Below are 21,707 nucleotides of genomic sequence, written 5' to 3'. Positions count from 1 at the left end.
CCCACAAAAGCCCTGAATCCATGCGCTCCCCTCTTGCTGCCGCGGCGATGTTGCTCGGCCCAGGCCTGTTGGCCGGCGGCCTGGCGCTGCAGGCGCCCCTGGTGGCGCAGGCCCAGGCCGATGCCCCCGTGCCCTTCAGCGCCGTGCGGGCCCTCAACCTGGCGCGCAACACAGCCATCCAAAGCAACGGAGGCCTGAGCGTGTACCGGCCAGCGCAATGCATGTACGAAACCGCCAGCGCCGGCAACCAGTGCCTGATCAGCAACACCAACGAGGGCTATCTCTTCCGCTTCCTTGGTGGCGCCCCTGGCTGGCAGCAACTGGACCTGGCCCCCAGCGTGGAAACCGAGATCCGTATTTCCACAGATGGCCGCAGCGTGCTCGGCGTTGATTACAACGGCGTCCCGCGCTGAGCCAGCTTGGACGCCACAGCCGAAAGGGCTGCAGACCAGGCGGCTGAGACCGGCCAGCATTCACGACGAGTGAGGCTCAGGGCAATGCCCTTCTCGCCGTAGGCCGCTTCATTGACGAACACGGGCCAAACGGGCTGGCCCTCCAGGCCAGGGGGCGGCTCAAAGCTGAGGGTCGTCCCACCCGGATCGGCAAACACCGGATCACCCGGATGCAGCGGTTGCCAGTCGCGGTGCTGCAACGCCGGATGCAGGCAGGCCTTGGGCGTGCCATCGGGGTGACGGGGCAAATCCAGGCTGCCCAGATGGCGATGCACCACCAGCTCCGCCGGCAGCCGCAGCGTTCCCCGCTGCGCCGCTGCCAACACCGCCAAAGCCGCCTCCACCCCCAGCTGGGTTTGGCGGCAGATCTGGGCCTGGATCACCCCCTGGGGCACCGGCCCCACTTCGATCACCAAGCCACAGGGCCAGCGCTCCACCAGAAAGCCTGTTTGGGCTGCATCGGCTTCGTGCAGGTAGATCGGCAAGCCCAGCAGCCCCTGAATGCCGGCCGCCAGGGCCAGATCGGCCGAACGCCGGCCGTAGATCACCAGCGCGTTGCCCATGGCACTGGTGGTGCTGTGCAGATCCAGTGCCACCAGGCAGGGGTCTTCGGCCTCTGGGCCATGGCTGGCCACCAGCTCCCGGGCGCGCTGCAGATCCGCCCCATCCTGGGAGACATCCGCCAACAGCTCCGCAGCAAAACAGCGGTTGAGATCGCGTTCGAGGTAGCGACGATTGCGGGCATGGGCGGCGGGGTTGCCGATCACCAGCTCCAGGTCGAGGCCGTGGCGCGGCAGGGCTTCTGGGTGGCGGCGCCAGTGCTCCAGCAGCCAGGGGGCATTGCGCTCATTGCCATGGGTGCCGGCCACCACCAAGACCTTGGCCGGCGCTGAAATCGGGCTCATCGGGGGATGGCTGGTGCCAGGCGCTGGATTTCGGGGCCAGCCTGACGCAGATTCAGACCCTTGCCGCTACCGCAACCATGGCCCCTCCTGCCCCCTGGTGCGCACGGCCCGGGCGCTCTGGCACTGGCAATGGCGTCAGCTGATGGGCGGCCTGGGGCCCGCCGATGCCGATGGCAACTACCGCCGGCCCGCCGGGGCCTTCATCGCCCTGCCGCCGCTGCCCAGCGATGCCGCCGCAGCCGATGGCCATGTGCTGATCGTGGGCCGCAGCTGCCCCTGGGCCCACCGGGCCTGGCTGGTGTGGAGCCTGCGCCAACTGGCGTCCAGCATCACCCTGGTGGTGGTGGATCCCGATCCCGAGGAAGGCCGCTGGCGCTTCGCTGAGCCCTTCGAGGGCTGCACCACCTTGATCGAGCTCTACCGGCGCTCCGGGGCCGATCCCGGGCAGCGGGCCACGGTGCCAGCGCTTTATTCCCGCCGGGAGCGGCGCATCCTGGTGGGCGAAAGCGCCCGGCTGATCGAGCTGCTCAACCGCTGGCCCTGCCCCGACGGGACCAATCTGGAGCCCCCCGCCCAAGAGGCCACCACCACGCACTGGCGCGAACGGCTGCAGAGCGCTGTCAACGATGGGGTGTACCGCTGCGGCTTCGCCCGCAGCCAGGGCGCCTACAACCGGGCCGAAGCAGCGCTGTTTGCGGCACTGAGCGACGCGGATCGGGCCCTCGAGCAGACGCCCTGGCTGAGTGGGGCCGAACTGAGCCTGGCCGACGTGGTGCTGTTTCCCACGTTGATCCGCCTGGAGTTGGTTTACGCGCCCCTGTTTGGCTGCAGCCGCCTGCCCCTCTGGCAGCTGCCGGCCCTATGGGACTGGCGGCAGCGCTTCCACGGGCTGCCCGGCGTGGCCAGCACCTGCTGGCCACAGGCCTGGCGCCGCGACTATTTCGGAGCCCTGTTCCCCCTGCATCCCTCCGGAATCATTCCCGCCGGGCCACCGCTCGCCACACTGGTGTCAGGCCGCCCCGTTCCAGGGGCCTGGGCCGATCCAGTTGATCCGTGATCCAGGGCACCACCATGAGCGATCCGGTGTTTGAGGGGGTGTACGGCCCCTACACCATCGATGCCACCGACCGGCGCGAGGTGCTCGGCTATCGCCTGGCCCTCACCGCCGTGGCCGTGGGCCAGGCGGGGTTGCTGCTGCAGTGGCGTCAGCTGGGGCCGGGACTGGTGTGGCCATGGATGCTGCTGATGGCAGCGGGGCTGGGCCTGGCCCTGCGCTGGATTCACATCTACCTGGTGCCGCTGCACCGGGCATTGCAGCTGTTCTGGCTGCTCGGCTGCATCGGAGCACTCGCCCTGGCGGCCAGCCGCGGCCCCGAAGGCATGCTGCCGGCCCTCGCCAACCAACGCCTCTGGGTGCTGGCGATCGGCCCCTTCTTCGCCGCCCTGGCGGGGTGGGTTTCAAGGAATTCTTCTGCTTCCGCCGGCCCGAGGCGATCGGGGTGACGCTGCTGCTGCCGCTGGCCCTGCTCGGCCACCTCAGTGGCCTGCTCCAGCCTCCGATCAGCACGGCCTTGCTCGGCCTGGAAAGCGCTTTGCTGCTGGTGCTGTGCCTGCGCAAATTCCCCATGCCCGCCGCGGCCGACGTGGGTGACAAGAGCGTGTTCGTGTATCTCAAGGCCCAGGCTGCAGGCGGGGCTGACCCCGCAGCCGGAGTGGCGCCTTGAGCCTGATCAGCCTGGTGGAGGCCGGCAAGGATTTCGGCATCCGCACCCTGTTTGAGGGCCTCACCCTGCATATCGGCGAGGGGGAGCGGCTGGGGCTGATCGGCCCCAACGGCGCCGGCAAGAGCACCCTGCTGAAGGTGCTGGCCGGCCATGAGCCCCTGGGCAGCGGCCAGCGGCGCTGCGCCCCCGCACCCGGGTGGTGCTGGTCGACCAGGAGCCGGAACTCGACCCAGCGCACACCTTGCTGGAACAGGTGTTTGCCGGCAGCGGCGAGAAGATGGCCCTGTTGCGGCAACACACAGCCCTCAGCCAGGCCGTAGCCGACAGCCCCGACAACGCCACCGCCCTGGCCCGGCTGAGCGACCTGCACGGCCGCATGGACCAGCTCAACGCCTGGGGCCTGGAGCAGCAGTGCCGCGAGGTGCTGGAGCGGCTCGGCATCGCCGACATCGACCGCAAGGTGGGCGACCTCTCCGGCGGCTACCGCAAGCGGGTGGCCCTGGCCGCCGCCTTGGTGGCCGAGCCGGACCTGCTGCTGCTGGATGAGCCCACCAACCACCTCGACGCCAACGGCGTGGAGTGGCTGCAGAGCTATCTCGACCGCTTCCCGGGCGCCCTGGTGCTGGTGACCCACGACCGCTACGTGCTGGATCGGGTCACCCGCCGCATCGTGGAGGTGGATCGGGGCCTGGCCCGCAGCTACGCCGGCAACTACGCCACCTACCTCACCCACAAGGCCGAGGAGGAGGCATCAGAAGCGGCATCGGCCGCCAAGTTCAAGGGCACGCTGCGGCGAGAGCTGGCCTGGCTGCGGCAGGGCCCCAAGGCCCGCAGCACCAAGCAGAAAGCGCGGATCCAGCGCATTGAGGCGATGCGGGAAGCTCCCCAGCGCCAGAGCCGTGGCCAGGTGAGCCTGGCCACCACCAGCCGGCGGCTCGGCAAGCGGGCGATCACCGCCGAGGAGCTGGGGGTGAGCGCCGGTGAGGGCCCCGCAGCCCGGCCGCTGCTGCGAGCCTTCAGCTACGACTTCAGCCCGGAGGACCGGATTGGCATCATCGGGCCCAACGGCGTGGGCAAGTCGAGCCTGCTGGAGGTGATCGCCGGGCGGCGCCAACCCAGCAGCGGCAGCCTGGAGCTGGGCTCCACCGTGAAGCTGGCCTACTTCGACCAGCACAGCGACGTGCTGCTCAAACCCGACCAGAAGGTGCTGGAGGTGGTGCAGGCCGCTGCCAGCCGGGTGTCGGTGGATGGTGAAGAGCTGAGCGCCTCCCAGCTGCTGGAGCGCTTTCTGTTCCCGCCGGCCCAGCAGCACCAGCCGGTCGGCAAGCTCTCCGGCGGTGAGCGGCGGCGGCTGCACCTGTGCCGGCTGCTGATCGAGGCGCCCAACGTGCTGCTGCTTGACGAGCCCACCAACGACCTCGATGTGCAAACTCTGGACGCGTGCTGGAAGACTTCCTTGAAGACTTCCGCGGCTGCGTGGTGGTGGTCTCCCACGACCGCTACTTCCTCGATCGCACTGTGGACCGGCTGTTCTGCTTCGAGAACGGCGAACTGCAGCGCTTCGAGGGCAACTACAGCGCCTACCTGGAGGCCAGCGCCGCTCGCCAGGCCCCATCCCAGGCGTCCGCCGCACCTCAGGCGCAAAGCCCACCCCCAAAACCGCGCCGGCCGGGAGCACCCAGCCACGGCGCCGCAGCTTCAAGGAAACCCGCGAATTGGCCGACCTGGAGACCAACCTGCCGCAGTGGGAGCAGCAGCGCCGCGCGCTGGAGCAGGCCCTGGCCAGCGGGGGCAGCGACTACACCGCCCTGGAGGCGCTCACCCACGACCTGGCCCAGCTGAGCGAGCGGATCCACGCGGGCGAAGAGCGCTGGCTGGCCCTCAGCGAGCTAACGGGGTGAGGGCGTTGCCATCGCCGCAGCCGAGCGGCGCCGGCGGTGGGGATGGGCCATCTCCAGGGGCCCTCAGTGGCGCCGCGCTGTCGCGGCGGCAGGCCACAGACCGGGCCGGCCGGTTCTGGCAGAAGCCAGGGCTGGCGACGCACCCGGGCGCCGTGGGCCTCGGCCTCCTTCATGGCGGTGGGCTTGTAGTCGTCGGCCGCGCGGTGGGTGGCCATTTGGTCACCCATGCGCCGCAGATAGAGATCCTGATACCAGGTGATCAGGCCATGCTCATGGGCCTCACAGACGGCCTGCAGGGAGGGAAAGCGCTGACTCACCAGGCCACTAGGCGCACATTGTTTCCAATCCAACACATCGTCAAAGCTCAGGCCCCGCCGCCACTGGCGTTGCTCAGAGAGGTAGCAGTGCTCCTCAGGACCGTTGATCCAGAACAGACGCCCGTTCTCATCCATGAAGTGCCGACCGCGCCGCTGCTTGATGCGTGCCATGGGGATCCCCCGCAATGCGCTTTTCCTGCTGCTAGCCACGCCTGGGCAGATCCGCAGCAAGCAACAGAAAGGCGCAAGGTGGTTCGGCGCCCGTATGGTGAGCCGCGGTGAGTTCCGGCCTTAGGCAGCCGGTATCCGAATGAAAAGCATCGACGAGCACATCCAGAAGGACCAGAGCGAGATCGAAGCCGCCCGGGCCGCTGGCGACCTGGGCAAAGTGCGACACCTGGAAGAGGAGCTGCAGGGCCTCCAGGAGTTCAAGGAGCACCACCCTGAAGACAGCCACGACCCCACGCCGCTGGAAGTCTTCTGCGACCTCAACCCCTCCGCTCCTGAGTGCCGCGTGTACGACGACTGAGCACCCCTTCGGCCTCGGTACCGATCAGACCTGAGCAATCCCGAGCTGCTGCCACACCGCGGCCAGCAGCTCGGGCAAATTTTTCGAAGCCGCAGCTGAGATGGCCAGAACGGGCGGACCTCCACGGGCCTGCACGTGTTGGCGCAAACCTTCGAGCTCAGCCTCCAGCGCAACGGGGTCGAGCAACTCGATCTTGTTGAGCACCACCAGCCGAGGCCGTTGGTCCAGGCCGTGGCCGTAGGCCGTCAGCTCCCGCTCCACCACCTGAACATCGGCCAGCACGTCGTCGACGCTGGCATCGATCAGATGGATCAGGAGCCGGGTGCGCTCGATGTGGCGCAGGAAGTCGTGGCCGAGGCCGGCACCCTGGGCCGCTCCGGCGATCAGGCCAGGGATATCTGCAAACACGGTGCCATCACCGCTGGGCCGGCGCACCACCCCCAGGTTGGGCACCAGGGTGGTGAAGGGATAGTCGGCGATCTTGGGCCGGGCCGCCGAGAGCACGGAAATCAAGGTGCTCTTGCCGGCGTTGGGCAGGCCGATGATCCCCACCTCCGCCAGCAGCTTGAGTTCCAGCTGCAGCATCCACTCCTCACCCTCCTTGCCCTCGGTGAACTTCTCAGGCGCCCGGTTGCGGTTGCTGAGGTAGTGGGCATTGCCGAGGCCGCCGCGGCCGCCCAACGCCACCAACAAGGCATCGCCGGGATCGGTGAGGTCGCCGAGCAGGATGGTTGTGCGGGCGTCGCGCACCTCCGTCCCGCAGGGCACCTTGATCACCAGGGGATCGCCGCTGGCGCCGGTGCAACGGTTCGGGCCACCCCGCCGGCCATCGATGGCCGCGAACAGGCGCTTGTACTTGAAATCCAGCAGGGTCTGGAGGTTGGCATCCGCCACCAGCAGCACGTCGCCGCCGCGGCCGCCATCTCCGCCGGAAGGCCCGCCCGCCGGCACATATTTTTCGCGGCGGAAGGCCACGATTCCGTCGCCGCCCCGGCCGGCCTTGACCGCGATGCGGGCCTGATCAATGAATTGCATTGGGGCAAACCTAGGATCGCGCCGTCTGAAGGGCCGTTTTGGCAGAGGTTCGCTTCGAGCAGGTCAGCAAGACCTACCCACCCCGCAGGGGAAGCGATCCGGTGGAGGTGCTGCAGGCAGCTGGATCTGCAGATCCAGGACGGCGAATTTCTGGTGCTGGTAGGGCCTTCGGGCTGTGGCAAGAGCACCCTGCTGCGGCTGCTGGCGGGCCTAGAGCAGCCCAGCCACGGCGAGATCTACGTCGGCAACCGGCCCGTCAGCCAGCTGCGTCCAGCCCAGCGGGACGTGGCCATGGTGTTTCAGAGCTACGCGCTCTACCCCCATCTCACGGTGGGCGGCAACATCGGCTTCGGTCTGCGCCGCAGCCGCCACCGCACCGCCCTGCAGCAGCTGCAGGACAGCCTGCACCTGGCCTCCCGGCGGCTGCCCGGGCCCCTGCAGGTGCGCTCCCGGCGGGAGGAGCGCATCGCCCAACGCATCGCCGAGGTGGCGGAGACCCTGGAGCTTGACCACCTGCTCGATCGCCTGCCCAAGGAACTTTCCGGGGGCCAGAAGCAGCGCGTCGCCCTGGGCCGCGCCATCGCCCGCCAGCCGGCGGTGTTCCTGATGGATGAGCCGCTCAGCAACCTCGACGCCAAGCTGCGCACCGGCACCCGCACCCAGATCGTTGAGCTGCAGCGGCGGCTGGGCACCACCACCCTCTACGTGACCCACGACCAGGTGGAAGCGATGACGATGGGACACCGAATTGCCGTGCTCAACGCCGGTCGGCTGCAACAGCTGGGCACGCCGATGGAGCTCTACCAATGGCCCGCCAACCTGTTCGTGGCCCAGTTCATCGGTAGCCCCGCGATGAACCTGCTGCCGGTGGAGGCGATCGGCGCCGGCCAGCTGCAACTGGGCAGCCGCAAGCTGGCGGTGGAAGGCCCCCTGGCCGAGGTCCTGGCCGCGCGGGCCGGGCAGGAGCTCACCGGCGGACTGCGGCCCGAGCACTTCCGGCTGGCACCCGCCACCAACCGCAACCTGCGGGCCGAGGTGAGCCATGGCGAAGCCCTCGGCAACGAGCAGCTGCTCACCTGCCGCCTCGAGGAGGGTGATCACCTGGTGCAGGTGCGGGTCGGCCCCGAAGACAACCTGCCGCCCGGATCCACGCTGCACCTGGATGTCGATCCCCGTGGCTGGCGCCTGTTCGATGCCGCCGGAGATGCCCTACCCCTGATAGCCCAACCCGCCACCGCGGAGCCGCGCTTGCCCTCGTTTGGCTAGAGGGCTCTACTTCACGTAAATCACGCTGCAGCCCGGGCCGCCGTCGCCCTGCTCGGCATCGCTCACCCGTTCCACATAGGGCACGGTGGTGAGCCACTGGCGCAGGCCGCGTTTGAGCTTGCCGGTGCCAATGCCGTGGATCACCCACACCGGCCCATTGGCGCCGCGCAGCCGCTCCTCCACCGCCGCCTCGGCCTCGTGCACCCGTAGGCCCCGCACATCCACCGTGTTGCCCTCGGTGCGCACGTCGGGGCCACGGCCGCCCAGCCCCGCTGCCCCTTGACCTGCACCCGCACCTCCGGCGGGCTGGGTTTCTCGCCATGGAGGCCCTCAATACCCGCCAGCTCCAGCGTCAGCCGCATCACCCCACAGCGCACGGTGAGTTCGCGACCGTCATCGGCCAGGGCCAGCACCTCTCCAGCCTTGCCCCAGCGACAGCACCCGCACCCGATCGCCCACGGCGGGCATCCAGCCGCGGTGCTCCCGCCGCTCCGGGGCGGGGCGGTGCTGCTGCTCCAGGGATTTGAGGCGTTGGCCGGCCTGACGGGCGGTTTCACCCAGTTCAGCGCGGCTGGCATCGTGGCCCTGGCGCAGACGGCGGATGATCCGTTTCACCTCGTTCTGCCCCTGGCGGATCGAGCGCTCCAACTGCTGGCGCCGCTGCTCCTGCAGCTCGGCACTCTGCTGGGTTTGCTGCTGCCAACGCAGCAGCAACTCCTCATGCAGCAACTCGGTGCGGGCCAGCAGGGCAGCAGCCTCCTCGGCGGCCTCCTGCTGACGCTGGCGCTGGTCTTCCAGACCCGCGATCACCTGGTTCACCTCGCCCTCGCCGAGGGGCTCCAGCTGGGCGGCGGCAAGCTCGAGCACAGCCTCCCCCAGGCCCAACCGGCGGGCGATAGCCAGAGCGTTGCTGCGGCCCGGGATCCCCCACTGCAACCGGTAGGTGGGGGAGAGGGTCTCCACGTCGAAGGCCACCGAAGCGTTCTCGAAACGGGGATCGTTGTATTTGAGAGCTTTGAGCTCGCCGAAGTGGTGGTGGCGATCGTCAGGCGGGCGCGATCGGCCAGATGCTTCAGCAAGGCCGTGGCGAGGGCCGAGCCCTCCAGCGGATCGGTGCCGGCCCCCACCTCATCGAGCAGTACCAGGGCCGCGCCGGATGGGGTTGCCGCCGCACCGGCACCATCGGGCAGGGCATCGAGGATGCGGGCGATCCGGCGGATGTGGCCGCTGAAGGTGGAGAGGTTTTGCTGCAGCGATTGCTCATCGCCGATGTCAGCGAGCACCTGGGCGCACCAGGGCAGCCTTGGCGTGCCGCTGCAGGGCAGAAACAGCCCGGCGCGGGCCATCAGCGCCGCGAGCCCCACGCTCTTCAGGGTGACGGTCTTGCCACCGGTGTTGGGGCCGGTGATCGCCACCACCCGCAGCTCCGGTGCCACCACCAGGCTCACTGGCACCACCGGATGGCCGCCCTGCCGCTTGTGCTGCCAGAGCAGCAGCGGGTGGCGCAGCTCGCGCAGCTCAAGGGGGCCTCCGGCTCGGCCGCCAGCTCGGGCCGCACCGCCCCCAGCCACTGGCCATAGCGGGCCCGGGCCACACCCGCGTCCAGTCGCAACAGCACCTGTTGCAGCCCCGCTAGGGCCTCAGCCTCCTCCCCCACCTGGGCGCTCAGGGCCATCAGCACCTGCCGTTCCAGCTCCCGCTCACGCCCCTCCAGGTCGCGGATGCGGTTGCCCAGGGCAATCACAGCCTGGGGCTCGATGAACACCGTCTGCCCCGACGCCGAACTGTCGTGCACCAGCCCCGGCACCTGGCCGGCGGCACCGGCCTTCACCGCCAGCACCGGCCGGCCATTGCGCTCGGCTACCACTGTGTCCTGCAGCAGCGAGCCCAAGCGGCGCAGCAGCTCCTGCAGCCGCTCCCGCCGTTCCGAACGCACGCCAAGCAGCTGCCGGCGCAGCCCCTCCAGGGGCGGGCTGGCCCGATCGGCCACCCGGCCGCCCTCCTCCAGGCAGAAATGCAGCCGCTGCTCCAGCTCCGGCAGGGTGCGCAGCTCAGCCACCAGGGCCGAGCACTCCGGCCTCAGCTCTGAATCGTCGATCTGCCGCCGCAGCCGGCGCGCCACCGCCAGGGTGCCGGCCAGGGCCAGCAGGTCTTCGCCGGCCGCGGTGCCGCCCTTGGCGCAGAGGGCCACCAGCGGCGCGATGTCGGCGACGCCCTGGAAACTCAGCCCCCTCCAGCAGGCCATCGAGCCCCAGCAGCTCGGTGGTTTCCGCCAGCAGGCTGCGGCTGGCGGCCAGTGAAGCCGGCAGGGGCAGCTCCAAGCAGGCGCGCCGGCCGGGGGCGTGCTGGCAAAGCTGGCCAGCTGCTCCGCCAGCCGCGGCCACTCCAGCAGCTCCAGTGCGTCCTGTTGAATCGGAGCTGAGGGGTCGGCGAACGTCGTCACCCGGCCAGGTTGGAGGGGATACCGCCGGGGGCTCGTAGAGCATCTCCAGCCAATTGCCTTCCGGATCCTGCAGGTAGAAGCTGGCAGTGCCGTCGCGGTGGTCGTGCACCGGGCCGCAGGCTTGGCCGGCAGCCACCAGCTGGGCGTGCACCGCATCCACCTCAGCCCGATCACGGAAATGGAAGGCGAAGTGGGGGCCTGCCGCCTTGTACTCCGGGCTCAGCAGAGCGATGCCGCGGCCGCCGCCGGGCCACTCCAGGTAGGCCCAGTCGGGGGCATCCCAGGTGAGTTGCAGGCCCAGCCTTAGGTAAAAGGCCTTGGCGCGCTCCATGTCCTGCACCCGCAAGGCCACGTGGCCAAGGGTGTGGGCGGCAGGGCTGGGAGCAGGGGTCATGGGGGTCAAGTGGGTCAGCCCTGGCGCAGCCACTGGGCTGCATCACAGGCGTGATACGTAAGGATCAGATCAGCGCCGGCCCGCTTGAAGCAGAGCAGGGTTTCCAGCACCACCGCCCGCTCGTCGATCCAGCCCTTCTCGGCGGCAGCCTTCACCATGGCGTATTCACCGCTGACGTTGTAGGCGGCGATCGGCTGCTCCGATTCGCCTCGCAGCCGGTGAATGATGTCGAGATAGGCCAGGCCGGGCTTGACCATCAGAATGTCGGCCCCCTCGCTCTCATCGAGCTGGGCCTCGAGGATGGCCTCGCGGCCATTGGCCGGATCCATCTGATAGGTGCTCTTGTCGGTGGGAATGGGCTTGCCGGCGGCCGCGCGGGGGCCGAATCCAGGGCTTCGCGGAAGGGGCCGTAGTAGGCGGAGGCGTATTTGGCCGTGTAGCTGATGATCCCCACGTGCTCGAAACCCTCCTCATCGAGGGCTTCGCGGATGGCGCCAACGCGGCCATCCATCATGTCGCTGGGGCCGATCAGGTCGGCACCGGCCCGAGCCTGGGCCACCGCCTGCTTGCAGAGGATGGCCACGGTGTCGTCGTTGAGCACCACCCCCTCCTCGCTGACGATGCCGTCATGGCCGTCGCAGGAATAGGGGTCGAGGGCGACGTCGGTCATGATCGCCATGCCGGGATGCTCCTGCTTGAGCCGGCGGATGGCACGGGGGATCAGACCACCCTCGTTGAAGCATTCGGCGCCGTCCTCGGTTTTAAGGCCATCGGCCACCTTCGGGAACAGCACGACGCAGCGGATGCCGAGATCCCAGGCCCGGCCCACTTCCTGCACCAGTCCTTCGAGGCTCCAGCGCATCGCACCGGGCATGGCCCCGATCGGCTCGTTGGTGGCACCCTCATGCACGAAGAGGGGATAGATGAAATCAGCCGCGCTGAGGTGATGCTCCCGCACCATCGCCCTCAGGGCCGGCGTGCGGCGCAAACGGCGGGGACGGTAAGTGAGCTCCATGACGGCGGTGTGGCTAGGGCGGATCCTAGAGACGGGCCGCCTGGATCCACCCCGCCCGAGGATCGGCGCTGCGGGCGGCCCGCAGCTGCTCCAGCAACTGGCGCTCCTGGGCACTGAGCTGGTCGGGCAGCTTGAGCACCGGGGTGAGCAGCAGGTCGCCGCGGCCCTCCTTGAGGGGCCAACCCTTGCCCTTGAGCCGCAGGCTGCGGCCCAGGGTCATGCCGGGCGGCACCTGCACGGAGGCCTCGCCATCGGGGGTGGCCACCCGCACCTCGCCGCCAAGGGCCAGCTCATCGAGGCTCAGGGGCAACTCGGCCCGCAGCTGATCGCCATCGAGCTTCCACACCGGATGGTCCTGCAGCTGCAGGTTGAGGTAGAGATCGCCGCGGCGTCCCGTGCCGGGCTGCAGTGGTTGCCCTTGCCCTTGAGCCGCAGCCGGCTGCCGGGCTTAACCCCGGGTGGAATGCGCACCTGCACGCGCTCGTCGTTCACCGCCAGGGTGCGCTCCGAGCCGCGGAAGGCATCGGCAAAAGAAAGGCTGATGCTGGCCTCAGCATCGAGATTGATCGGAGCGCCACGGCCAGCCCCACCGGGTCCCCCGAAACCTGGTCCGCCAAAGCCCGGTCCACCAAAACCGCCGGGAAAACCGGAGCCAAAGCCAAAGCCACCCGGTGCCCCGCCACCGCCGCCCGGGCCGCCGAAGCGTCCGAGCAAATCGTTGATGAAGTCGTCAAAGTTGCCGTAGCGGCCGAAATCCACATCGACGCCACCCATACCGGAGCCACCACCAGCCTGGCTCCAGTACTGGCCGAACTGCTCGTAGCGGCGGCGCTTGTCGGGGTCGGAGAGCACCTCAGTAGGCCTCGCTCACCTCCTTGAACTTGGCCTCGGCCCCCGCATCACCGGGGTTCACATCCGGGTGGTACTGACGGGCCAGCTTGCGAAAGGCACGCTTGACCGCATCGGCATCGGCACCGCGCTCGACCCCAAGCACCTTGAAGTAATCGCGGTAGCCGTTTGCGCTCATCGACCAAGGCTCCACCGCTGGCGACCAGTGTCTCAGCCGCGAGGGGGATTCGCAGGCGCCTGGAAGGGCGGAAGGCCGAACGCCACACCGAAAACAAGGCCAGAGAACAGGCCTGTGGTTTTGCTCACATCCGGGTGAAAACGCCGCGCAATCGCCCTACCCTCAAACCCTCCCCTGCTCCGTTCATGGCAGCTTCCAGCTCCCTGCGCTCCGGCCTGCTGATTGCCCTGAGCACGGCGCTGCTGGGCTTTGCGGCCACGGCCAGTGCCGGCAGCGGCGCCAATGCTCCGGCCGCCTCCACCACCCCCACCCTTGGGGAGGCGCTGGCAGCCTCCACCCCTGAGCAGAAGTCCCTCAGCGCCCATCTGCACGCCAAGGGCGCCATCTTCTACGGAGCCTGGTGGTGTCCCGCCTGCTTCCAGCAAAAGAATCTGTTTGGCAAAGAAGCTGGCAACCGCCTCCCTATGTGGAGTGCGACAAAACCGACGACGGCCGGGCTGTGTGCACGGCCGCCAAAATCCGCGCTTTTCCCACCTGGGAGCTGGCCGGCAAGCCACGCCTCGAAGGGGTGCAGACCATCGAAGAGCTCAAGGTGTGGAGTGGCTACCAGAGTGGTGGCGACCACAGCCAGCATTGATCCTGGCGATAGGCCGTTAGAGGGCTGGCAGCGAATCCGCGGGACGGGAACGATCAAGCGGAGCCTGCCAGCGCGAGCGCTGCAGATCCCAAACCGCCAGCAGGACCGCTAGCGACACCAGCGCTGCCAAGGCCATTCCCAGGGACAAGCGGTTGGGGTTCGCCCTGATGCGCCGCCGCCTAGACGGCTGGGCCCTGCCCAACGGGCGGGCACAGCGTCCACACACCAGTCGTCCAGCCAGGCCACGATCCGCCTTAACCGACCAACTGCCGCAGTGGGGACATGCCATCGCTCAGCCAATGAAAAGGCCCCTTCCAGGGCCCATGGGTCATTTGGGTGATAAGGCTGACCTCACCCCATCTCCCTTAAAGGGTCAGGCAGCCACAGGGGCGGTCTGACGGGAGAAACGAACGATGTTGTTCGCTGTTACGTGTTTGCTCTTACCGAGCAGGCTTCAGTCACCCTCCTCATACCCCGTCGAAACCATTGCAGCCCCATGAAGTGGAGCTGAGCGGAATCGAACCGCTGTCCGAAGCACCGGTGTGGATCACCTAGTCCGGCCGAAACCGGACTCATGCATTGTGGCAGCAGCCAAAGGTGGACGCAGGGGTGGGCATCACCGAACCGATCAACGGCGGACCAATCCATGGCGTGGCAGTGGTGCCACCGGGCCTCGAAAACGCCGCGGCGTCCGAGCTCACGGCCTTGGGCTGCCGAGCCGTTTCACCCTACTCCGGGCCGTGCGCTTCCAGAGCGATCTGGCCGGCTTCTACCGTTTGCACCTGCAAGCCCGCCTGCCCTTCCGGCTGCTGCGCCAGCTGGCCCACTTTCCCTGCAGCAGCAAAGACGAGCTCTATGACGGCGTGCAGCGCGCCGTCGACTGGAGCCGCTGGCTGCCCCCCGGCACCAGCTTCCGGGTGGATGCCACCGGCACCGCCCCCGGCCTCAACCACAGCCACTACAGCGCCCTGCAGGTCAAAAATGCCCTGGTCGACCTGCAACGCCAGCAGTGGGGCGCCCGCTCCTCCGTCGACCTCGACGATCCCGATCTGGCCCTGCACCTGCACCTAGGCGGGGGCGAGGCGAACCTCAGCCTTGATGGCAGCGGCGGCAGCCTGCACCGCCGCGGCTACCGCGCCGCCATGGGCCTGGCTCCGCTGAAGGAAAACCTCGCCGCCGGCCTGATCGCCCTCACCGGTTGGGATGGCAGCGTGCCCCTGGCCGATCCCCTCTGCGGCTCAGGCACCCTGCTGATCGAAGCGGCACGGCTGGCCCTGGGGCTGGCGCCGGGGCTGGGCCGGCACTTCGCCCTGGAGCGCTGGCCCGACTTCGACCCCCAGCTCTGGCAGCAGGAGCGACAGGCCGCCACCGCCCTGGCCCTCGCCAGCGTCGATCCCCTACCGCCAATCGTGGGCATGGAGCAGGATCCCGCCGTGCTGGAGCAGGCACGCAGCAATGCCAAGGCCGGCGGCGTGGCCGAGGCGCTCGATCTGCGCCTGGGCGACTGCCGCGATTTTCAGCCGCCCGCGGGCCCCGGCATCCTGGTGTGCAACCCGCCCTACGGCGAGCGCATCGGCGAACGGGACGCCCTCGAACCGCTCTACGCCGATCTGGGCCGAATGATGAAGGAGCGCTGCAGCGGCTGGAGCCTGTGGCTGCTGAGCGGCAACCCCGAGCTCACCGGCGCCCTGAAGATGAAGGCCAGCCGTCGCATTCCGATCAGCAACGGCGGCATCGACTGCCGCTGGCTGCACTACGAGATCCGCTGACTCAGGGCTTGTAGTTAAGGGGCTTGTGAATCAGGGCCTGTGGATCAGCTCCCCAAAGAGGCCACGGGCCCAAACGGGTTTCAGAGGTTGTTGAACAAGTTGTTCATCACTTGCAAAACAGCGATTCAAGCCACCCACCCCGGCACCCCCAGCTCAGCGGCCCAGGATCGCGCGGGTGGTTTTGCTGAGGCCGGCGGTGGTCTGGGGCAGATAGGGGCCCTTGACCAGCTGGCCGCCCACCCGCACAAACACCCCGGCCAGCACCAGATCCAGAGCCGCCACGGCCAGAGCAGCGTGGATCCAGCTGAGCCCCTGGGCCTCACGCAGCCACAGCAGCAGGGCCAGCTCGGCGCCGATCAGGGCCAGCAGCAGCAGGGCCAGTCCCCCGCTGAGCAGCAGGGCGCCACTGATCAGCCGCCGCTTCTCCCGGTCCACCTCCTGCAGGGCGATCCGCACATGCAGATCCATCACCGAGGTCATCAGGGCGCCGACCCGACCGGCCGCCACCCTCGCCACGCCGCTGCGCGCCTCCCGCTCCTGGGAAGGCCCCGGCTCGTTCTGATCCGTCATGCCGAGCGCCGGCCCGAAGCCAGCAGCAGACCCAGCAACACGCCCACGCCCGTGGCGATGCCGATCGCCATCAGCGGACGCTCCCGCACGGGCTTCTCAATGCGGGGTCGCAGTGAGGCATTCAGCTCATCGAGCAGGCTCTCGAGCTGGGCTTCCATCGGCGCCAGGTTGTCGGCCAGGCGGCTGGTCTGGTCACCGGCCACCTCCAGCAGCTCCAGCAGCTGGTCCTTCACAACCGTGGCGGTGCGGCCGCTTTGGCTCGCGATCACCTCCACCACCTCATCAAAGCTGCCCCGGGTGGCCTCGAGGGTCTGACGGGCCACGGCGGGCCACTCCCGCTGAATGGTGGGAATCAGGGTCTCAAATCGGTCGCGGAAGCCCTCGGGGCTGGCAACGCGGGGAGGCGTCTCGGCGGTCATGGAGAGAGAGGCGACAACGCAACGCAGCCCTCAAGCTAAGGAGGGGTTGAGCTTTCGAAACCCTCCGCTACATTTCTGCTGCTCGGCGCACGGGCCTGTTGGTTCACATCAATCAGGTCGAGCTCACCCATTTCAAGTCCTTTGGCGGGTCGATGACGATCCCGCTGGAAGAAGGATTCACGGTGGTGACCGGGCCGAACGGCTCCGGCAAGAGCAACATTTTGGATGCGGTGCTGTTCTGCCTCGGCCTGGCCAGCAGCCGCGGCATGCGCGCCGACCGCCTGCCCGACCTGATCAACAGCGCCATGTTGCGCGCGGGCAAGGCCGCCGAAACGTCGGTGAGCGTGCGCTTCGACCTCAGCGAATGGCAGCCCGATGAGGCGGAAACGGGGCTGGAGCCGCCCGAGGAGGGCCCCTGGATCAAGCCCGGGCAAACCGAATGGACCGTGAGCCGGCGCCTGCGGGTGGCGCCGGGCGGCACCTACGCCAGCAGCTTCAGCGCCGATGGCGTGCCCTGCAACCTGCAGCAACTGCAGAGCCAGCTGCGGCGCCTGCGGGTGGACCCGGAGGGCAGCAACGTCGTGATGCAGGGCGACGTGACCCGAATCGTCTCGATGAGCGCCCGCGACCGGCGCGGGATCATCGATGAGCTGGCCGGCGTGGCCCTGTTCGACAGCCGCATCGAACAGACCCGCGGCAAGCTCGACGAGGTACAGGAGCGCCAGGAGCGCTGCGCGATCGTGCAGCAGGAGCTGCTCAGCTCCCGCCAGAAATTGGAGCGCGACTGCGCCAAAGCCCGCACCTACCAAGACCTGCGCCAGCGCCACCACAGCGGCCGGCTGCAGGAGCAGGTGCTGGCCTTCGAAGCCGCCCAGACTGGCCTGGCGGCCCTGCTACGCCGCCGCGAAACCCTCACCGCCCAGCAGCTGAGCGAGCGGGAAGCGATTGCAACCGGTGAGGAGGCACTGACCGCCGCCGCCACCGCCCTCGAGCAGCTTCAGGCTGAGGTGAAGGCCCTCGGCGAAGACCAGCTCCTGGCCGTGCAGGCCGAGTTGGCGGGTCTGGAGGCCAGCGGCCGCGAACTGGCCCGCCAGGCCGAGAAACACCAGCTCGACGCCGAAGCCCTGCAGCGCCAACGCCAGGAGCGGGCCCACAGCCAGGGCGACCTGCGCGAGCAACAACAGGCCCTCGACGACAGCGCCGACCAGGCCGAACTCGATGCCGCCGAGGCGACCTGCCGCAGCGCCGAAGCCGCCGTGGAACTTTCCCGCCGCCGCCTGGGCGAGGTGGCGGGCCGCTCCGGCAGCTGGATGGAGGAGCAGCAGCAGCGCAGCCTGGCCCGCCAGCAACTGGCCGACCAGCTGGGCCCCTGGAAGCGGAGCGCCAGCAGCTGCAGGAGCGGCTGCGGCAGCACCAGGAGCGGCTGGCCGAACTGCAGAAGGAGGAGCAGCAGGAGGGCCTCAGCCATCGCAGCGGCCAACAGCAGCTGGAGGCCACCGAGAGCGCCTGGCAGCAGGTGCTGGAGGCCACCCGTCAGGAGCAGCAGCAGGTGCAGGAGCTGGCCGAAGCCCTGGCCCTGCAGCAGCGCACCCGCAGTCGCTTGGAGCAGGAGCAAGCCCAGCTGGAGCGGGAGATCGCCCGGCTCGACAGCCGCCGCGAAACCCTGCAGGAAAGCCGCGGCACCGGCGCCCTGCGGGTGTTGCTGGAGGCCGGCCTCGACGGCATTCACGGGCCCGTGGCCCAGCTGGGCGAGGTGGAGGAGCGGGTGCGCCTGGCGCTGGAAGTGGCCGCTGGCGGGCGGCTGGGCCAGGTGGTAGTCGACGACGACCGCATCGCCGCCCGGGCGATCGAGCTGCTCAAAACCCGCCGGGCTGGCCGGCTCACCTTCCTGCCGCTCAACAAGATCCGGGGGGCTCCGGCGGCGGTGCCAGCTCAGGAGCGGCACTGCAGCGGGGCGGCGCTGGGGCCGGCGGCACCGGACTGATCGGCAAGGCGGTGGATCTGGTACGTCACGAGCCCGTCTATGCCGAGGTGTTCCGCTACGTCTTCGGCGACACCCTGGTGTTCGACAGCCTGGCCAACGCCCGCCGCGAGCTGGGCAGCTGCCGGGCCGTGACCCTCGATGGCGAATTGCTGGAAAAGAGCGGCGCCATGACCGGCGGCAGCCTGCAGCAGCGCGGCGGCCAGCTCAGCTTCGGCCGCGCCCAGGAGGGCGACGAGGCCGCTCCCCTGCGCCAGCGGTTGCTGGAGCTGGGCGAGAGCCTGCTGGCCTGCCGCCGCAAGGAGGCCGAGCTGGGCCAGCGGCTCGAGGCCCTGCGCCCCCAGCTGCTGCAGCACCAGCAACGGCAGGCGGCCCTCGAGGCCGAGCGCAGCGCCGCCCAGCGCACCCTGGCCCCCCAGCTGCAACGCCAGCAGCAACTCGGTAGCCGCCTCAGCCAGCTCCAGGCCACCCTGCATGCGGATCTGCAACGCCAGCAGGAGCTGGAGGCGCTGCTCATCCCCCTGCAGCAGCAACGCGCCGCCCTCGAGCAGGCCGGAAGCCGCGGTGCAGGCCTCCGGCGATGCCGCCCGCTGGCAGGGGCTGCAGAGCGAACTGGAAGCCGCCGACGCCGCCCTGGCTGCCGCCCGGCGCCAACGCGATGAACTCCTGGCCGCCCGCCGCGAACGGGCCCTCGCCGCCGAGCGGCTGCGCAACCAGCTCGAGGCCCTCGCGGCCGATGAGCAGCGGCTGGTGAGCGCCGTCAACGCGCTGGTGGCAGAGCGGGCCCGCTGGAAGGAACAGCACCAGGCCGACCAGGAGCGCCGCAGCACCCTCGAAGCCCAGCAACAGGAGCTACAGACCCGTTTCGGCGAGCGGCGCCGGGCCCGCGATGCGGCCGAAGCCCAGCTGGCAGCCCAGCGCCAGGCCCTGCAACAGCGGCAGTGGGAGGTGCAGCGCCTGGGCGAGGAGCTGGAGTCGCTGGCAGAGCAGCTGCGCGGCGACCAACTGCGCCTCGCCCAATTGGAGCGGGAGCTGCCCGATCCCCTGCCGGAGATCCCCGAGGAGGTGCGCGAAGCCGGGCTGGAGGCTCTGCAGACCGAGCTCCGCAGCCTGCAGGCGCGGATGGAGGCCCTCGAACCGGTGAACATGCTGGCCCTCGAGGAGCTGGAGCAACTCGAAACCCGGCTGGCGGAGCTGGAGGAGCGGCTGGAGGTGCTCAGCAAGGAGCGGGAAGAGCTGCTGCTGCGCATCGAAACCGTGGCGACCCTGCGCCAGGAAGCCTTCCTGGAGGCCTTCACGGCGGTGGATGGCCACTTCCGCACGATTTTCGCGGGTCTCTCCGACGGCGAAGGCCATCTGCAGCTGGAAAACCCCGAGGCTCCCCTGGAGGGCGGCCTTACCCTGGTGGCCCACCCCAAGGGCAAGGCGGTGCGGCGCCTCAATGCCATGAGCGGCGGCGAGAAATCCTCACCGCCCTGAGCTTCCTGTTTGCCCTGCAGCGCTTCCGCCCGTCGCCCTTCTATGCCCTCGACGAGGTGGACAGCTTCCTCGATGGGGTCAACGTGGAGCGGCTCGCCGCCCTGATCGCCAGCCAAGCCGACCAGGCCCAGTTCATGGTGGTGAGCCACCGGCGCCCGATGATCGCCGCCGCTACCCGCACCATCGGGGTCACCCAGGCACGGGGCGCCCACACCCAGGTGGTCGGGTTACCGCCCGCCGCCTGAGCCACCGCCCCCTTCCCCGTCGAGCCAGGTGGGCCACAATGGGCCGACTGGGCCACGGGCACGACCCTTTCATTGACCTCCTCCATTCCCCCTCTGCTGATCTCGGAGCAGCCGCGCCGAGCGATCGCCTCTGGTTGCGCTCCGAGCTGATGGGCACCCAGGTGATCACCCGCGACACCGGCCGGCGGCTGGGGTGGTGGGTGAGGTGGTGGTGGACATCGACCGGCGCGAGGTGGTGGCGCTGGGCCTGCGTGACAACCCGCTCACCCGTTTCTTGCCGGGCCTGCCGCGCTGGATGCCCCTCGATCGGATTCGCCAGGTGGGCGACGTGATCCTGGTGGATTCTGCCGATTCGCTGGCGGAGGGTTTCAACCCCGACCGCTACGGCAAGGTGATCAACTGCCAGGTGATCACCGAGGCGGGCGACCAGCTGGGACGGGTGCTCGGCTTCAGCTTCGACATCGAAACCGGCGAGCTGGCCACCCTGGTGATCGGCGCCCTGGGGGTGCCCCTGCTCGGCGAGGGCGTGCTGAGCACCTGGGAGCTCACGGTCGAGGAGATCGTCAGCAGCGGTCCCGATCGAATCATTGTTTACGAGGGCGCCGAAGACAAGCTCAAGCAACTGGGCTCCGGCCTGCTCGAGAAGCTCGGCATCGGCGGGCCCAGCTGGGAGCAGGAGGAGCGGGAGCGCTACCGCAGCGGCATGGTGCCGGTGGAAAACCAGTTAGCCCCGGGTCAGCCGGCGGTGCAGGAACAACGCCGCATCCAGCCGGCCACCAGCCGGGCCATGGAGCCCGAAGAGGAGCTTGATTACGTCGAGCTCGATGCCCAGCGTCAACGGGAGCCGCTGCGCCAGCGCCGCTACCTCGATGAGGAGGAGTCCCGCTACGAGCAACCCCGATACGAAGAACCCCGATATGAGGAGCCCCGATATGAGGAGCGCCGGCGGCCGCTCGAGCCCGAACCCATCGCCCCAGAAATCCGCGCCTCCGAGCCCCGCCCCGTGGAGAGGCGGCCCCTGGAGGCCCGTCAACCGGAACGTCGTCCAGCCCCCACGCCTACGCGCGAACCGCTGGACGTGGACGCCGAGGACCTGGCCGACCCCTGGTGAGGGGCTGCGCTGAATCGTGCCCCTCAGCCGCCGCTCAGCGCTCGCGGAATGCCAGCGACGCTGAGTTGACACAGTGGCGCTGGCCTGTGGGGGCCGGCCCATCATTGAACACGTGACCGAGGTGGGCGTCACAGTTGGCGCAGCGGATTTCGGTACGCACCATGCCGTGGGAGCTATCGGTGTGGGTGCTGATGGCCCCCGGCTTCACCCCATCCCAGAAGCTGGGCCAGCCCGTGCCGGAATCAAACTTGGTGGCACTGCTGTAGAGCTCGGCATCGCAGCAGATGCAGTGGTACATCCCGTTGCCCTTGTTGTTCCAGTAGGCACCGGTGAAGGCCCGCTCGGTGCCGCCCTGGCGCGCAATCCGAAACTGCTCGGGGGTGAGCTTCTGGCGCCACTGCTCCTCGCTGGCCCCGCGGGCCAGGCCGCTGTCGAGGCCGCAGGCCGAAGGGTCGGGGGTGCTGGCGGCATCAGCCATAGGAACGATC

11 protein-coding genes and 11 pseudogenes are annotated in these 21,707 nt (G+C 69.2%); 12 read left to right on the top strand and 10 right to left on the bottom strand.

Annotated features, from left to right (window positions below; all coding sequences use genetic code 11):
* Window positions 1-20: 20 nt before the first annotated feature.
* Entirely contained in the window at window positions 21-413 is a 393-nt protein-coding gene (locus tag AAF143_RS09525; protein ID WP_094561167.1) for a hypothetical protein, read from the top strand.
* Here the strand turns inward: AAF143_RS09525 and AAF143_RS09520 are convergent.
* On the bottom strand, window positions 392-1,357 hold the full coding sequence (locus AAF143_RS09520) for an aspartoacylase (protein ID WP_094561166.1): 966 nt from the start codon (window positions 1,355-1,357) through the stop codon (window positions 392-394). The two genes, AAF143_RS09525 and AAF143_RS09520, sit on opposite strands and share 22 nt — an antisense overlap.
* 142 nt (window positions 1,358-1,499) lie before the next feature.
* Between AAF143_RS09520 and AAF143_RS09515 the strand changes: the two genes are divergently transcribed.
* The 6 genes and pseudogenes from AAF143_RS09515 (at window position 1,500) to AAF143_RS09490 (ending at window position 5,828) form a co-directional block, all read left to right on the top strand.
* On the top strand, window positions 1,500-2,414 hold the full coding sequence (locus tag AAF143_RS09515) for a glutathione S-transferase C-terminal domain-containing protein (RefSeq protein WP_414026917.1): 915 nt from the start codon (window positions 1,500-1,502) through the stop codon (window positions 2,412-2,414).
* Between the two features lie 14 nt (window positions 2,415-2,428).
* Window positions 2,429-3,081, top strand: a pseudogene (locus AAF143_RS09510) (DUF2301 domain-containing membrane protein).
* A 62-nt stretch (window positions 3,082-3,143) separates the two neighbouring features.
* Window positions 3,144-3,257, top strand: a pseudogene (locus AAF143_RS09505) (ATP-binding cassette domain-containing protein); the annotation flags it as partial.
* A gap of 20 nt (window positions 3,258-3,277) precedes the next feature.
* Window positions 3,278-4,435: pseudogene (locus tag AAF143_RS09500) on the top strand (ABC-F family ATP-binding cassette domain-containing protein); the annotation flags it as partial.
* Window positions 4,436-4,796: 361 nt separating this feature from the next.
* Window positions 4,797-4,982: an ABC transporter C-terminal domain-containing protein gene (locus AAF143_RS09495; protein ID WP_414026916.1), complete on the top strand. Its 186-nt coding sequence runs from the start codon at window positions 4,797-4,799 to the stop codon at window positions 4,980-4,982.
* Window positions 4,983-5,609: 627 nt separating this feature from the next.
* Complete coding sequence (locus tag AAF143_RS09490; protein WP_254927535.1) at window positions 5,610-5,828, top strand: CP12 domain-containing protein; 219 nt, start codon at window positions 5,610-5,612, stop codon at window positions 5,826-5,828.
* A 24-nt stretch (window positions 5,829-5,852) separates the two neighbouring features.
* Here AAF143_RS09490 and obgE read toward each other — a convergent pair whose 3' ends face one another.
* Window positions 5,853-6,863: a GTPase ObgE gene (gene obgE, locus AAF143_RS09485; RefSeq protein WP_094561161.1), complete on the bottom strand. Its 1,011-nt coding sequence runs from the start codon at window positions 6,861-6,863 to the stop codon at window positions 5,853-5,855.
* Window positions 6,864-6,901: 38 nt separating this feature from the next.
* Here obgE and AAF143_RS09480 point away from each other — a divergent pair.
* A pseudogene (locus tag AAF143_RS09480) lies at window positions 6,902-8,129 on the top strand (ABC transporter ATP-binding protein).
* Between the two features lie 6 nt (window positions 8,130-8,135).
* Here AAF143_RS09480 and AAF143_RS09475 read toward each other — a convergent pair.
* The 5 genes and pseudogenes from AAF143_RS09475 to AAF143_RS09455 form a co-directional block, all read right to left on the bottom strand.
* Window positions 8,136-10,542 (bottom strand): annotated as a pseudogene (locus tag AAF143_RS09475) (endonuclease MutS2).
* Window positions 10,543-10,672: 130 nt separating this feature from the next.
* Window positions 10,673-10,903 (bottom strand): annotated as a pseudogene (locus AAF143_RS09470) (VOC family protein); the annotation flags it as partial.
* 77 nt (window positions 10,904-10,980) lie between these two features.
* Window positions 10,981-11,981 (bottom strand): annotated as a pseudogene (hemB, locus tag AAF143_RS09465) (porphobilinogen synthase).
* Window positions 11,982-12,006: 25 nt separating this feature from the next.
* A pseudogene (locus tag AAF143_RS09460) lies at window positions 12,007-12,755 on the bottom strand (J domain-containing protein).
* A 79-nt stretch (window positions 12,756-12,834) separates the two neighbouring features.
* Window positions 12,835-13,008 carry a DnaJ domain-containing protein gene (locus AAF143_RS09455; protein WP_414026852.1) on the bottom strand — a complete coding sequence of 58 codons (174 nt, stop codon included), beginning with the start codon at window positions 13,006-13,008 and terminating at the stop codon, window positions 12,835-12,837.
* A gap of 403 nt (window positions 13,009-13,411) precedes the next feature.
* Here AAF143_RS09455 and AAF143_RS09450 point away from each other — a divergent pair, with 403 nt between their 5' ends.
* A complete protein-coding gene (locus AAF143_RS09450; protein ID WP_414026851.1) occupies window positions 13,412-13,645 on the top strand; it encodes a hypothetical protein in 234 nt (77 codons plus the stop codon).
* Between the two features lie 609 nt (window positions 13,646-14,254).
* Window positions 14,255-15,414 (top strand): annotated as a pseudogene (locus AAF143_RS09445) (THUMP domain-containing class I SAM-dependent RNA methyltransferase).
* Window positions 15,415-15,567: 153 nt separating this feature from the next.
* Here the strand turns inward: AAF143_RS09445 and AAF143_RS09440 are convergent.
* Both AAF143_RS09440 and AAF143_RS09435 read right to left on the bottom strand, forming a co-directional pair.
* A complete protein-coding gene (locus AAF143_RS09440) occupies window positions 15,568-15,984 on the bottom strand; it encodes a phage holin family protein (RefSeq protein WP_094561155.1) in 417 nt (138 codons plus the stop codon).
* Window positions 15,981-16,403, bottom strand: a complete 423-nt coding sequence (locus tag AAF143_RS09435; RefSeq protein ID WP_094561154.1) for a glycine zipper domain-containing protein — start codon at window positions 16,401-16,403, stop codon at window positions 15,981-15,983. The genes AAF143_RS09440 and AAF143_RS09435 overlap by 4 nt, the downstream gene beginning before the upstream one ends.
* A gap of 98 nt (window positions 16,404-16,501) precedes the next feature.
* On the opposite strand from AAF143_RS09435, the pseudogene smc reads away from it, so the two are divergent.
* Together smc and AAF143_RS09425 are read left to right on the top strand one after the other, a co-directional pair.
* Window positions 16,502-20,108, top strand: a pseudogene (smc, locus tag AAF143_RS09430) (chromosome segregation protein SMC).
* Window positions 20,109-20,257: 149 nt separating this feature from the next.
* Window positions 20,258-21,219: pseudogene (locus tag AAF143_RS09425) on the top strand (PRC-barrel domain-containing protein).
* 34 nt (window positions 21,220-21,253) lie between these two features.
* Here the strand turns inward: AAF143_RS09425 and msrB are convergent.
* Complete coding sequence (gene msrB, locus AAF143_RS09420; protein ID WP_094561152.1) at window positions 21,254-21,697, bottom strand: peptide-methionine (R)-S-oxide reductase MsrB; 444 nt, start codon at window positions 21,695-21,697, stop codon at window positions 21,254-21,256.
* Window positions 21,698-21,707 lie beyond the last annotated feature (10 nt).

The sequence above is a fragment of the Cyanobium sp. ATX-6F1 genome (assembly GCF_047395825.1).
GTDB lineage: Bacteria > Cyanobacteriota > Cyanobacteriia > PCC-6307 > Cyanobiaceae > ATX-6F1.
This window is presented reverse-complemented; position numbering and strand designations above follow the sequence as displayed.

Excerpts from the sequence above, each read along its gene's own strand:
- AAF143_RS09435 (WP_094561154.1), bottom strand. The coding sequence starts at position 16,403 with ATGACCGCCGAGACGCCTCCCCGCGTTGCCAGCCCCGAGGGCTTCCGC.
- AAF143_RS09490 (WP_254927535.1), top strand. The coding sequence starts at position 5,610 with ATGAAAAGCATCGACGAGCACATCCAGAAGGACCAGAGCGAGATCGAA.
- AAF143_RS09525 (WP_094561167.1), top strand. The coding sequence starts at position 21 with ATGCGCTCCCCTCTTGCTGCCGCGGCGATGTTGCTCGGCCCAGGCCTG.
- obgE (WP_094561161.1), bottom strand. The coding sequence starts at position 6,863 with ATGCAATTCATTGATCAGGCCCGCATCGCGGTCAAGGCCGGCCGGGGC.
- AAF143_RS09455 (WP_414026852.1), bottom strand. The coding sequence starts at position 13,008 with ATGAGCGCAAACGGCTACCGCGATTACTTCAAGGTGCTTGGGGTCGAG.
- AAF143_RS09515 (WP_414026917.1), top strand. The coding sequence starts at position 1,500 with ATGGGCGGCCTGGGGCCCGCCGATGCCGATGGCAACTACCGCCGGCCC.
- AAF143_RS09440 (WP_094561155.1), bottom strand. The coding sequence starts at position 15,984 with ATGACGGATCAGAACGAGCCGGGGCCTTCCCAGGAGCGGGAGGCGCGC.
- AAF143_RS09520 (WP_094561166.1), bottom strand. The coding sequence starts at position 1,357 with ATGAGCCCGATTTCAGCGCCGGCCAAGGTCTTGGTGGTGGCCGGCACC.
- msrB (WP_094561152.1), bottom strand. The coding sequence starts at position 21,697 with ATGGCTGATGCCGCCAGCACCCCCGACCCTTCGGCCTGCGGCCTCGAC.